12 protein-coding genes are annotated in these 13,066 nt (G+C 32.7%); all 12 read right to left on the bottom strand.

Annotated features, from left to right (window positions below):
• Nucleotides 1-5: 5 nt before the first annotated feature.
• Entirely contained in the window at nt 6-1,415 is a 1,410-nt protein-coding gene (locus tag BTM29_RS05035) for an oligosaccharide flippase family protein (RefSeq protein WP_076614462.1), read from the bottom strand.
• Nucleotide 1,416: 1 nt separating this feature from the next.
• Nucleotides 1,417-2,532 carry a polysaccharide pyruvyl transferase family protein gene (locus BTM29_RS05030; protein ID WP_076614461.1) on the bottom strand — a complete coding sequence of 372 codons (1,116 nt, stop codon included), beginning with the start codon at nt 2,530-2,532 and terminating at the stop codon, nt 1,417-1,419.
• Nucleotides 2,501-3,700 (bottom strand): hypothetical protein, encoded by a 1,200-nt coding sequence (locus BTM29_RS05025; RefSeq protein WP_076614460.1) that lies wholly within the window; start codon nt 3,698-3,700, stop codon nt 2,501-2,503. Before BTM29_RS05025 ends, BTM29_RS05030 begins: the two co-directional genes overlap by 32 nt.
• A 40-nt stretch (nt 3,701-3,740) precedes the next feature.
• A complete protein-coding gene (locus BTM29_RS05020) occupies nt 3,741-4,865 on the bottom strand; it encodes a glycosyltransferase family 4 protein (protein WP_083685923.1) in 1,125 nt (374 codons plus the stop codon).
• A gap of 36 nt (nt 4,866-4,901) precedes the next feature.
• Nucleotides 4,902-5,117: a glycosyltransferase gene (locus tag BTM29_RS05015; RefSeq protein WP_076614459.1), complete on the bottom strand. Its 216-nt coding sequence runs from the start codon at nt 5,115-5,117 to the stop codon at nt 4,902-4,904.
• Between the two features lie 22 nt (nt 5,118-5,139).
• Nucleotides 5,140-6,429: a glycosyltransferase gene (locus BTM29_RS05010; protein WP_076614458.1), complete on the bottom strand. Its 1,290-nt coding sequence runs from the start codon at nt 6,427-6,429 to the stop codon at nt 5,140-5,142.
• Complete coding sequence (cps2T, locus tag BTM29_RS05005; RefSeq protein ID WP_076614457.1) at nt 6,426-7,607, bottom strand: beta 1-4 rhamnosyltransferase Cps2T; 1,182 nt, start codon at nt 7,605-7,607, stop codon at nt 6,426-6,428. The genes BTM29_RS05010 and cps2T overlap by 4 nt, the downstream gene beginning before the upstream one ends.
• A 62-nt stretch (nt 7,608-7,669) precedes the next feature.
• Complete coding sequence (locus BTM29_RS05000) at nt 7,670-8,323, bottom strand: sugar transferase (RefSeq protein ID WP_076614456.1); 654 nt, start codon at nt 8,321-8,323, stop codon at nt 7,670-7,672.
• A gap of 143 nt (nt 8,324-8,466) precedes the next feature.
• A complete protein-coding gene (locus tag BTM29_RS04995) occupies nt 8,467-9,249 on the bottom strand; it encodes a tyrosine-protein phosphatase (RefSeq protein ID WP_076614455.1) in 783 nt (260 codons plus the stop codon).
• A 28-nt stretch (nt 9,250-9,277) separates the two neighbouring features.
• A complete protein-coding gene (locus BTM29_RS04990; protein WP_076614454.1) occupies nt 9,278-10,057 on the bottom strand; it encodes a CpsD/CapB family tyrosine-protein kinase in 780 nt (259 codons plus the stop codon).
• Nucleotides 10,058-10,060: 3 nt separating this feature from the next.
• Nucleotides 10,061-10,843 (bottom strand): YveK family protein, encoded by a 783-nt coding sequence (locus BTM29_RS04985; protein WP_083685922.1) that lies wholly within the window; start codon nt 10,841-10,843, stop codon nt 10,061-10,063.
• 227 nt (nt 10,844-11,070) lie between these two features.
• The gene (locus tag BTM29_RS04980) at nt 11,071-12,882 is read right to left on the bottom strand and encodes an N-6 DNA methylase (protein WP_076614452.1); all 1,812 of its coding nucleotides are present in this window, start codon (nt 12,880-12,882) and stop codon (nt 11,071-11,073) included.
• Between the last annotated feature and the right edge of the window lie 184 nt (nt 12,883-13,066).

The following is a 13,066-nucleotide window of genomic DNA, read 5'->3' as shown; positions in this document are numbered from 1 at the left end:
CTTAATTACCTTCTTTTTAAAAAATCAAAAACAGGATTACACTTTATCATATAAGTGAAAACCATGTAGACACTTACAAATATTGTTCCCTGTAACGCAGTCGTAATAATAGTAGATTTCATACCAAATGTACTAAAATAAACAAAGTAATATGCTATTATGCCTGAAATTGTATACTTAAAAATAGAAATTAGATTAAATCTGAAATTAGTAGTTTTTACTAACTCACTTATTCTAAGGAAGCAAATGACCATATATCCAATTGTAATACCAACAACAGCACCATATATTTGAAAGACTGGTATTAATATAATATTAGATATAATGGAGGCAATTGCACCGAATAAAACTGATATGTTATATCCCTTCATTTTATTCATTGGTATTAAATATTGAGCTGCAATTGACATTTGTAAAGATTGAAAGACTAACATTGGCGTCAATAATGGAATTATTTTTCTTATTTCTAAAAATTTTACCCCAAAGAACCATGGAACTAGAGAATTACTTATACTAATAATTGCAAATGAAGTCATAATTGTTACAAAGAGTTGAAAGTGGATTGTTTTTTCCAAAATCTTAATTGTATCCTCTTTTTTATTCATCAAATTGCTCATTCTTGGAATCATGACTGTATTCAAAGCATTAATTATACTTCCAGATAGAATTACAAGCGTCAAGGAATTGGAATAATAGCCAACCACAGACATAGATGTCATTATTCCTAAAATAGTCTTAGTTAAGTTTTGATATAACGTCATTGCAACTTTAGCAATAAAAAACTCCAATGCATTTTTCAAATGACTATATACTTCTCTTGCAGTAACCGGAACCCAATCAATATATTTTTTTATTGAAACCCATAGGCTCATTTCTGACAACAAGTTACTAACCGATTGTATTAAAAAGTAAATATACAAATCAGATTTACTATGGATTAATAACACAATAGCCAAAAATGACGCTAGTTTAATAATGAAATTTCTTATGGTTATTAGTTTAAAATCCTCTACTCCACCAAAAAACCAACTAATATCAAATATAGTTCCAATAATAGTTAGCGATTGAATTATATATAATGTTGAATTACTGGAAAAGAAAGAAAAAATAATATAAACAATAAATGTAAAACCTGAAAAAAACAGATTAAAAAACTGTAATTCCCAAAACATTTTCGATCTTTCATACCTATTATCTCTTACGACCGCAATTTCTCTAACTCCGTAGTTAGATAATCCAAGCCCCGCCACCAAAACAAAATATGCAACAATAGAAGATACGTAATTATAAATACCAATACCAGAGGGTCCAAGTGCCTTAGATATTATTGGTACAGTTGCTAGTGGTAATATTACTAATAATACTTGATATGATGCTTGATAAAAAAAATTAGATACAATTGTTTTTTTAAACATACTATAAATCCCTATTACTTATGGCTTTCTCTATGTAGTTCATTGAATCAAGTTTCATGATTTTTAATTGATTATTTGCATATTCATAATTATATTTTAAACTAAGATTAATATCCTCATAAATATGGACTCTAGTGTTTTCCATATTAACCTTTGATAATAAATCCATAATTCTATTATTTGCTTTATTATCATCCCTTAAAAAAACAAAAAATTTTTTATTAAAGTTAAGTGAAAAAGCAACTCCATGAAAAGAATCAGTAAATACATAAGTTGCATCATAAAATAGGTTTATAAATTTATCGATTCCAGGATTAACCGTCTTAAATCCGCCAAACCAATCTCGTAAGTTCGTTGCAATTCTTATGATTCTTAATCCAGTTGCTTTGGAAAAGCTTCTTGCAATTTCATCCATATGATGATTTTTACCAATTGAATACATCAAAATATAATTCTTATTTATTTTTTCTCTTTTTACAGATTTAAGCCATGTATTACTTGAAATAAGAAGCGTAGGATCTAACACAGTACTTACCTTTTTATTGATTCCTAAATCAGATAATATTTTTTCACCATCGGATTCACGAACAGAAATATCGTCGAACCTTGATAATAGTCTTTTATATTCTAATTTTTTATCATTAGGAACGGTTGACATTCCAAAACTAGCGGCATACGAAATTAGTTTAGCTTTACAATTTTTAAAATCCAAAAAATATACCTTGTCAAAAGAGGTGTTTTCCCAATTCCACACTTGGTCACTACCAACAGAAATTATGCCAAAGTTATTCACATATTCATTCAATTTCTGAGACATACCTTCAAACGTTTCCTCAGACAAGCGATAATTTCTTTTTGTAAATTTATTTAATCTATAATTTTTAACCGCAATAATAAATGCGTTTGGGAGCTTCACTATTTCAAAAAAATTCTGAAATAGCGTTTTTTTCTTAGAAAAATCAAAAGCTTTATACCATCCTTTTTTCTCTGGATCAATGTAATCTATTATTTCAACATCATCTGAATACTGTAAATAAATTGTTTGTAGTGCGTATGTTTGAAGAATGGCACCATAATTATTCGAATTATGAAATGTTATTATTCCTATTTTTTCCATTACAGTTCTCCCTATTAAATCCATTTTGAATTAACAATACCCCACCTAAAATCAAGGTTATATTTTTATCCCAGTCAAATATATTTCCACCATTAAATGAACTCAATGCATATAAAAACGCTGATATTAATAGTATGGAAATATTTTGATAAAAAAATATATTAATACTCTTAAAATAAAAAACAATAAAGACAATTAGAACTACAATTCCATATTCAATTGCTAATTGAGCATATGCATTATCTAAAATTTTGGCACTCATTCCTAATTGATCAGCCATATAGCCACTGATTTTATCAATTTTTTGACCAAAGACTGAATACCCATACTGTTGCTGAAACGAATATATAGAGCTTAATCTAGCACTAAATAGCTTATTTAATGTTAACCAGAATGAACTCCCAAAATAAAAATATTTTCCAACTAACCAAGTAAGAGCAATAGAAAATAATACTGTTAATTTAGTTCCTCTTTTTAAGAGAATATTATAAAATTCCATATTTTTTTTACTTCTTTTTAAAATAAAATAAAATAAAAGCAAAAAGTCAAAAATTAAAAACAATATCAGATTTGTTCGAGAATCTGTAAAACGAACAGTTACTAAAATTATTATATTTAATAATATGATAATTTTGATATCCATTTTCTCTCTATATGCAACGGAATATTTAATTATTATCGCTAGCAGGTAACTACTAATAGTATTTGGATTCAAAAATCCTAGTGAATACCTTACGGCTTCAAGTCGCACTGTTTGTACATTAGGAATAATACTGAATAACATCAAAAAAAAGACCACGGTAACTCCAATAATTTGTCCAAATAGCATTGACCTAGCGATTGATTGAATGTTTAATTCTCTAGACCCAGCAATTAGTAACAATGTGACCAAAAACATTTCATTTCCTGAATTATGATAACTTAAGAAAAACAGTATACCTATCGACAAAACAATAACCATTTCCCTTATATCAAACGTCATAGTTAAAGTACCGATAAATAAAAATAGTAACAGTATAAATATCATAATTCTAATAAAGATTGACATTGTCTCATATTGCACGGGCAATTGGCTATTATTTAAAACCTGTAAAATAAAAATTATACCTATCAATAATTCCTGAATTTTAAATTTCAGCTTTTGTTGCTCTGTATAGATCTCATTCATTTTTTATTCCTCTAATTTAGGATGATAATATTATTATAATTTAATTTAAAAAACTATCTGCTAGTTTATCCCATGAAAATTCATTCTGTATTGTGTTTCGTGCACAACCTATGATTTTCTTTCTTGTCTCTTTATCATTCAGTTTAATCAATACGTTAACCCATTCTTCAATATCATCTTCATTAATATTTCTGATATAACCATTTATACCATCCTCAATCATTGTTGTCGAACCACCGTTTATCGACGATACTACAGGACATTTAAAATACATAGCTTCAAGAAGGACCATTCCGAATATTTCTAGTTTGGATGGCAACAAAAAAGCAAAGGCATTGGGATACACATATTTCAATTGCTGGTTATCTATTCTTCCACCAAATTTAACTTTTTTTCTTTCTTCTTTAGATAACATTTTTAAACCTTTTTTAATATATCTATCGTTACCATTTCCTATAATTAATAACTGAAAATCTGGATCTTTTGTTAACAATTTTTTAAACACTAATAATGTAAAAAAGTAGTTTTTTCTTGAATCTATACTTCCTACCGTCAGAATGGTTCTTGTCTTTTTCATTTCATTAATAATCTTACTAACGTTTTCATCCATATGACTAGTTTCCTGAAATCGTTTAATATCCTGCCCAACACCCAATGTTTTAACAGAACTGTATCCCTTTTTTTCTAAATATTTAGTTGCTAATTCTGATTTTGAAATTATTTTATCCATATGTCTATTGATTGTCTTAGTAAATAAGAAATCATATATAGCAGACATGCAAGGTATTTTAAAAAGATTATAATAAGGCCCAGTATATAAAATAACTGGGGCTTCTGAAAAAATCCCAAGTAGGACTGTCATGATTTGACTGTACTCAGTTGTAATAACTAAATCATATTTCTTTAAAAAGCTTTTTTTTAAAAGCTGCGGATAAATTCCAGTTCTTAATATTCTTATCCCTCTAATATTATGAACCACAATTTCAGGATTACTCTCGATAAGAATATTGGATTCTTTGTTTTTAGAATAGAAAATAATATCTGATTTAATTCCTTTTTTTGCAAAAGCACGTGCCAATCCTATAAATTGATCATTATATCCATTGATATTTACTGGATATGGACCACTTCTAACAATAAGCACTTTAGAAATCGTTTTATCCACTCTTTTCTTCCTCCCAAATACAAACTTACGCTTGCATCACCTTATAATTATATTATTAATAAAGTTTCTCGAACTCATTAATAAACGTATTATAGCTACATAATCGTCAATAATTAATTGTGTTTTATCTGTCGAACTATCATCCCTAATATATAACTTCCAATCACTATATGTCTGGCCAATTATTGAATCAATTTGTTTTCTTAAATACTTATCTCCATTAAACGTTGCTAATAAAATCGAAACACTCATATAGACTTCCCCTTATAATTCTTCATTGCTTTAGATAAAGGTGCCTTAATTCTTTACAATGCTCTTGAATAGTTTTTACGTGATTGAATCTATATTTGAGATTCCATTTTCTTATTTCTTTTATTAATTCGGTATTATCTTGGAAAATAAAATCAGACTCAATTAAATCCTTAGACCCAACATTTTTACTTACAAATACTGGTGTTTTATAAGACAATGCTTCTAATGCGACTAAACCAAACGTTTCTTTACATCTACTAGGTACAATCAATACATCAATAGAATCATATACAGAACCTAACTCATTAAAATTATACTTTCCATGTTGAACTAATCCTTCAATTTCATTCGAAAAATCGTACCCAAAACTATGAAACTCAAATTTAGATATTGGTAATAATTTAATAAATCGTACAAAATCATAGAAGCCCTTATATGACTCATTGCTACCAATATAGCCTATTTTAATTTTCTTATTTCCACTTGGTCTATACTCTATATTCCTATTCTTAATTAAGGCATTAGTAATGGATATAACTTCCCCTTTAATTGAAAAATCAAGGTTATCAGTATATACATTCATAGTTAATTGACTATTAAAATGAAAAACATCTACCAACTTAAAAATATCTATATAATAATTCTTTAGTTCCTGCAATTCATCCAAATACTTATTACTAAATTGCAGATTCTTATCGACAGAAGCTGTAGTAGTACTCCATTTAGACAACAATCCATGTAACTTAGATAATAGCTTTCTTATCCTTGGATATGACTTCATTTGGAAAATCCTTAATTTAGCTGTGGAAAAAGCATTCTCTGAAGCTTTAGCCCAATTTATAACAGAATTGTCATTATCAAAGCTCTTCCCATTGAAATAAAATGTGGGATTAGGTGATAGTCCAAAATAATCATGTGTAGTATAAACTATTTTTATAGAAAATTTTTTTGCAACCTCTAAAAATTCTTTAGGCAATCCCATCAGAGTATGGACATGGATGACATCTGGACCTATCTTTTTGAAAAAGCGTTCAAAAAGTTCTGGTGAAGCCCCCATCATAAATTTTTGAGGTTCCTTTATTCCACCAAATAATGGCAGAGGTAAACTATTTACCATCTCATACATTTTCAAAGGTTTATCTGAAGACTTTATAATATCAATTTTTTTATTAAAAAAATTGATTTTACCAGGAAAAAGTGCAATCACTTCATCTCCACTACTTTGCTGCTCGTTCATAAGATCCATTGCATACTTTACCAATCCTCCACTTCTTTCGGGAGGAAATCCAAGGGTATAGTGTAAGATTATCATTCGCGTGCTCCTAAAAATTGATGTTCATACTTATCGACAATAATTGACCAATCAAATTGTTCAGTTATTCTTTTGTTTGATGCCTCATCTAGTTCTTTAATCCTTTTAGTAGTAATATTATCGGCCTTCTCAATTAGCTGGCCTAAGACACCATCTTCTTTAGTCCAATAACCCGCACCATTCAATCCAACCTCATGATTAAATCCTACATCCAATAATAAATTAACTTTAGTACTACCCAACGCTTCAAGTAATGATGGATTAGTTCCACCAACCTCATGACCATGTAGATATGCAAAGGCATTTTCTCGAATAAATTTTAATAATTCTGAATTATAAACTGTCCCAACAAATTTAATTCTCTCATCTTTATCAAATTTAGTTACAGTTTTTAGATTCTCATAAAATTTATTTTTCTCAACATTAGTAATTATCACAAGATCCTTGGCAGTGTTAGATGACATGAACTCGCGAATCATAGTCTCATAATTGTTTTCAGGTACAAACCTTCCAACTATTAAGTAGTAATTATCCAACTGAATATTATGCTTCTCATACCATGACTTAACATCTTTATCGGAATAATCATATTTAGATGGGATTATATCTGATCCATAGGCAATATAAGTAGTATTTGGATTATATTTCTCATAATCATGCTTAATATACTTCTCAATATTTTGACTATCACATACTAATAAATCAGCATGCTTAACCATTAACCTTTCAGAGTACTTCCAATACCGTCTTACAGGATAACTCCACTTTGCTCGAAGCCATTCATGACCATCTGGATTAACAAAAAGAGTTCCACCATATTGTTGTAATTCCTTTTTAAAATGATTAATAAACGGTCCCATTCGACATGCAAGTACATATACGATTGGTTGTTTGACATTCTTTTGTTTAATTATATTGATTGATTGTTGAAAAGCCTTTACATCATAAAAAATTGCCTTAGCGGGGCCGACATTTGGGACGTCCACGTTAAAGCAACTTGCACCATTATATTCGTAAAAATCAGCTTTATTATCTGACAAATCACGGCGGCAAGCTACGTTATAATGAATCTCCTCGTTTTGTTTTCGCGCGGTTAATTGATCAACGAAAGATTCAAATCCACCATATTTAGCAGGTATTCCCTTTGCTCCAATAATAAAGACTTCTTGTTTACTCACTTATTTATTTCCCCTCAATAATTGCTGCTCACAAAGCAATTCAAAATTAAATCTAAAATTTATTAATAAGCACCATTCGGAAACAGAAACACACCAACAGTCCGAATTAAAATATAAACATCATAATAAGCCGTACGTTTATTGATATAATCCAAATCCAAACTAACCATTTCCTCAAATCCGACATCGTTTCTACCACTTATCTGCCACAATCCGGTACAACCAGGTTTAACGGTTAAGCGCAACTTGTCGTGTTCTGTATAACTACTAACTTCTTTAGGCAAGGGTGGACGTGGTCCGACCAAGCTCATTTCACCTAGTAGCACATTCAACAATTGTGGAAGTTCGTCAATACTATATTTACGAATGAACTTCCCTACTTTGGTAACACGTGGGTCGTCCTTCATTTTAAACATGGCGCCTTCTACTTCGTTTTGTTCCATCAACTTTTCCTTGAGCTTTTCAGCATTGGCTACCATTGATCTGAACTTGAACATTTCAAACGGCTGTTGTCTCTTCCCCAATCGAATCTGTGAATAAAACACAGAGCCACTTGGATCTTCAATCTTAATTGCAATGGCCACTATCAAGAATACTGGCGATAACAATATCAATCCAATCAAACTAGCCACTAGGTCAAATAATCTCTTAACACTTCTATATACATATCGATGCTCCTGATACTTAGTGTCAACATGGTCGTTTAGATATTCCATTCCCTATAACCCCCTCATAATCCTCAACATGTTTCTGTATTCTCTGAAATTGTAATAAACATTATATACAAAATATATTCAGTAATCAGAAAATAATATTCTGTATCTAGGAAATAGTGACTCCGCTTTCCTAAATAACAAAATTAAAAGAAACCGAATCGTTTCTTCTTTTTCAACTCTGAAATAAGCTTAATATCATCAACTTCAACATCTTCCCCGTTGATAATATGCTTAGCGTTCTCGTTGAATCTACGTGCTGTATCTGATCCCTCGTGTTTCTCTAACTTCACGAATGCATCCCTCATCAAGAACCTACGTCCCTTGAAGTTATGTGCATCTGAAGCAAATGCAAAGCCAAGATTGGCCTTAATTATCTTTTCAGTTAACTCTTCAACATTCTTGCTGAAGACTCCTAAGTAACTACTACTGGTAAGCTGTGTCAAACATCCCATCTCAACAAATGATGTCAACATATCTGGATCACGCTGGAATCCTTGGTTACGTTCTGGATGGGCGATAACTGGTGTTATGCCTCTAGAAGTAAGCTCAAATATCATATTCTCAGCGTATTCAGGCACCTCATTGTGTGGGAACTCCAATAACAGGTAACGATTGCCTGTATCCATATACAAGATATCATCAGCGAAGATTGCCTTAAGCAAGTCACCCGTCAGATGAACCTCTTGTCCTGGGAATACGGTCAATGGTATACCGTTATCGTTGATGGCCTTTTGAAACTCTGCAGTTTTTACAAGGACATCCTTCTTGTGGTTCGTATAATTTGCATCCATATGATGCGGTGTCAATAAAATATGGCTTATCCCCTGATCTACTGCTTTTTGCGCCATTTCGAGTGCCATCGGCATGTCCTTTGCACCATCATCGACACCGGGCAAAATATGACAATGTAAGTCAATCAATCCCATTTTTATCAACTCGTTTCATTTAAAAATTTTAGTCCTCTTTATCTTTATCTTCAGTACCATAGTATCCACCGTAATAGCCACCATAGTAACTACCACCGTAGTAACCGCCTGACTTCTGCTCAGTGACACGGTTCATGATTGCACCTAGAATATTAGCATTGACTGTCTCTAGGGCTTCTTTGGCATGTCTAACTCCACCTTTATCAGCGATTCCTTGTGGAACTACCAAGATAGTACCATCAGCACGTGCAGCTAGTACTTGTGCATCAGTAACGGTATTGACTGGTGGGGCATCGAGTATCAATAAGTCGAACTTATCAGTTAGTCGAACTATCAAGTCCTGTGTACGCATGCTTCCTAGTAACTCGGAAGGATTCGGTGGAACTGGTCCACTAGTGATAACGTAAAGGTTCTCAATAACAGTTGGTTGAATAATCTCCTCAAAGGTCGCATTACCTAGTAAGTAACTAGATAATCCCTTACGATTACTGACACCAAATGTCTTGTGCACTGTTGGTCTACGAAGGTCAGCGTCAACTAAAATGACACGTGAACCTTGATCAGCCCATGTTACAGCGACATTATTACTAACAGTTGACTTACCTTCTGATGGGTCTGATGAGGTGAATAGTAATGACTTCATCTTCTTATCAATGGCTGAGAACTGAATATTGGTTCTAACTGTCTTGAATTGTTCTGAAACTTGTCCTTTAGGATCAGTGTAAGTAACAAGACCAATACCATATTTCAAACTTGTGTTATCAAGCTTTTGCTTTTGTTTCTTTGTCTTAAACAACGAAAAGGCCATGTTTTACACTCTCCTTTGACTAGTTTGTGGTGTCAATCCGGCATTACCATTACCATGAAGCTTTGTCTTATGGAAAACACGTTTCTTAACTTCACTTTGGTCGATTTCACTAACAATACCTAAATTGGTAAGGCCAAGCTCATTAGTCAAGAAGTCAACTGAAGATACTGTTCTATCAGTGATCTCACGAATAAAGGCCATACCAACACCAAGAATCAAGCCAACAATGATACCAGCCAACAAATTAAGCTTTTTCCTAGGACTAACTGGGCTCTTGTTAATGGAAGCTTGTGAAACAATCGAAACATTATTGATACTCATAATCTTTACAACTTTTTTCTTGAATACCTTTGCAGTCAAGTTAGCAATCTCAGCTGCTGTGTTAGGATCACTTGCTTTAGCAGTTACTGAGAAGACTTGTGAGTTCTGTTCACTACTGACAGATATACTGCTCTTCAAGGCTCCCATAGAACCTGGATAGCCGGGATAATTACTGACTTCCTTATTAACGTCCTTTAGAACGGTTGGACTAGTAATAATATCCTTGTAAGTATTGATCATCTGTACATCAGCTTGAGTCTGTTGGAATTGTGCCGACTGCATATCAGCTGATAACTTCCTATTAACTAGCAACTCTGTAGTTGCTGAATACTTAGGTGACATCACAAAAAAGGTTACGAATGCTACTGCAAATGTAACTACTAATGTCGTGCCCAAAATCATCTTTATATGTTTACGTAATATAGCAAAAATCTGCATCATACTTATTGTTTGTTCTGACCCCACTGGAACCCTCCAAATAACAACCATCTCTGGTATTCATTAAAATGTTTTTTATGATCTTTCTTCGGAAATACGCCATATAATACTTATTATAGGTTCCAACAAGTATCATTATACATGTTGTAAATCTAATTTAAAGTATTCCTTAAATAAATCATAATATACAAATATATTTAAATACTACCACAACAAAATTTCATAATACTCAATATTAAAGATTTGTAACCTTTTTACAACAATTCAATTGTATCGATAATATTCATCTGATCATACAGAATCTTCTTCAAAGAGCTTTGTTCTGTTCTCATCTGACTTATCATCTGTTCAACTTTTTCGTTTTTCTTCATATAATTAGTCGTCATTCTCAATTGCTCATTTATATCAAGTACGGGAACTGGTAACTTCTCTAGGTCTCGTATCGGTATTTGCGCAATGGTGCTACCGACTGACGACTTGTTTAACAATATCTTGACCAAAGGACTGTCTAGATACAGACTCAGCCACTTTGGATCATAGTGGTGCGCTTTGACTCTTAAAAAGACCAGGTTGGAATTAATGGCAACACTTGAGACACACTTTTCGATCAGACACATCTTTTGGGTGTTACCACGTATCGACATAACGATATCGTTTTTTCTTATTAAGTAACGTTCAATATCGACATTGTTACTTAGGTCAAAGTGTGACAGTTGGTCATAGTCGATCGATTCTCCCAAGTCAGAAATCTTCAGTATCTTATACTTACCATCACTATTCTCGTCTTTGGTTGTCAGATTGAATCCTCTACCTATCTCAACTATTTGATTGAGTGGCACAGTTCTCATCTCTTCCAACTTATCATGATGAAATTGGATACTTTGACCATCTACATTGAAGTATGGTGAGTAAACGTACTTATTGACCAACAACTCCGACTTATTGATCTGGCTATTATTGACGACTTTAGAGATTCCTTCAATATCAGCCTTATCTTGATAATACTTGGTGATTCGTGCAATCTCAGCGTCGTCAAACTTAACTTCTTTGGAATTCGATCCACTAAGTTCACCCTTGTCGATCTTGATAAACTGAATCTTTTCCTTCATATTATCTGGCTTGTGTAGTCTTAAGACTAGAATCGAGACAGGAGTATTAGTTGTACCTAGCGTGCCATTAGGCAGTGAGATGACAGACTCGATCAAGTCATAATTGATCATCTCTTGTCTAATAATGGCATCCCTACCACTTCTAAACAGCGCCCCATCTTGAACCACGATGACAGTCTTACTATCGGCTGCAGTATTCATCGAACTTACCGCATTACTGACAAACGCCCAATCGGCTGATTTACGAGATGGTACCCCGAATATGAAGCGATTGTATTTGTCATCTGCAACATTGTCAGTATATTCAACCTTTACCCCAACTGGAGGCATCGTCACGACCTTGTCGAACTTTTGTAGCTGTTCTCCGTTAAAGTACTGCGGATCATCCAAAACTTCGCCAGTGTACAATCTAGCATTCTCAGCACCCAACGCTAACGAAGCAATATATCCCATCGCAACGAACTCTTCATTGATTGCTTCAGCTGTTATCGACTGAGCTTTGTTTTTCATCATTATTTTGAAAATCAGTTCACTTCTACTGAAGGTCGGATCCAATACCGTATCCGTTGGCTGAATATCAGCTAATGAGATCAATAATCTCTCTAGAGAGTCACTTGAACGTAAGTAACTGTCTAGAAAAAAGCGTGAATTCATTGAACGAGCCAGCTTGATAACTTGTAAAATCGACATGTCGATCAATTGTGGAAATAACTCATTGCGCTGTGAAGTAGTCAATTGCTCATCTGCAGCAGTCGCCCTCTTAAACAGTGCTTCTAGTTCCACTTGATATTGTGGTACATCGACAGTTTCAAACTCTGACTTGATACTCTTGTTTTGTAGAAGCCATGCACGATCAATTCTTGAGGTCAATCGTAAGTATGCAAGCCCAAATAGTAATGCTTGTGCATCGTCCGCGGCTAGCAATGCTTTGATATTCATATCTTTAGGTACATCCATACGTAAATATCCCCTGTATAAAATTTATTTTAGGTTAGTATAAGGAATACTAACTACACTGAAACAAAAAATTATGGCTAAAATCATTAGCTGGTGCCACAATTTTATCCGCAGTAATAAATATATACCCATCGTATTGTCATGTAAACCATCTTTTGAAAATCACTCGTAGCGCATTTTCAAA

This window comes from Companilactobacillus allii, assembly GCF_001971585.1.
Classification (GTDB): Bacteria; Bacillota; Bacilli; order Lactobacillales; family Lactobacillaceae; genus Companilactobacillus; species Companilactobacillus allii.
The sequence above is the reverse complement of the archived record's forward strand: the minus strand, read 5'-3'. Positions and strand labels throughout refer to the sequence as shown.

Coding starts and splice junctions, on each gene's coding strand:
- BTM29_RS05035 (WP_076614462.1), bottom strand. CDS start 1,415: ATGTTTAAAAAAACAATTGTATCTAATTTTTTTTATCAAGCATCATAT.
- BTM29_RS05030 (WP_076614461.1), bottom strand. CDS start 2,532: ATGGAAAAAATAGGAATAATAACATTTCATAATTCGAATAATTATGGT.
- BTM29_RS05025 (WP_076614460.1), bottom strand. CDS start 3,700: ATGAATGAGATCTATACAGAGCAACAAAAGCTGAAATTTAAAATTCAG.
- BTM29_RS05015 (WP_076614459.1), bottom strand. CDS start 5,117: ATGAGTGTTTCGATTTTATTAGCAACGTTTAATGGAGATAAGTATTTA.
- BTM29_RS05010 (WP_076614458.1), bottom strand. CDS start 6,429: ATGATAATCTTACACTATACCCTTGGATTTCCTCCCGAAAGAAGTGGA.
- BTM29_RS05000 (WP_076614456.1), bottom strand. CDS start 8,323: ATGGAATATCTAAACGACCATGTTGACACTAAGTATCAGGAGCATCGA.
- BTM29_RS04995 (WP_076614455.1), bottom strand. CDS start 9,249: ATGGGATTGATTGACTTACATTGTCATATTTTGCCCGGTGTCGATGAT.
- BTM29_RS04990 (WP_076614454.1), bottom strand. CDS start 10,057: ATGGCCTTTTCGTTGTTTAAGACAAAGAAACAAAAGCAAAAGCTTGAT.
- BTM29_RS04980 (WP_076614452.1), bottom strand. CDS start 12,882: ATGGATGTACCTAAAGATATGAATATCAAAGCATTGCTAGCCGCGGAC.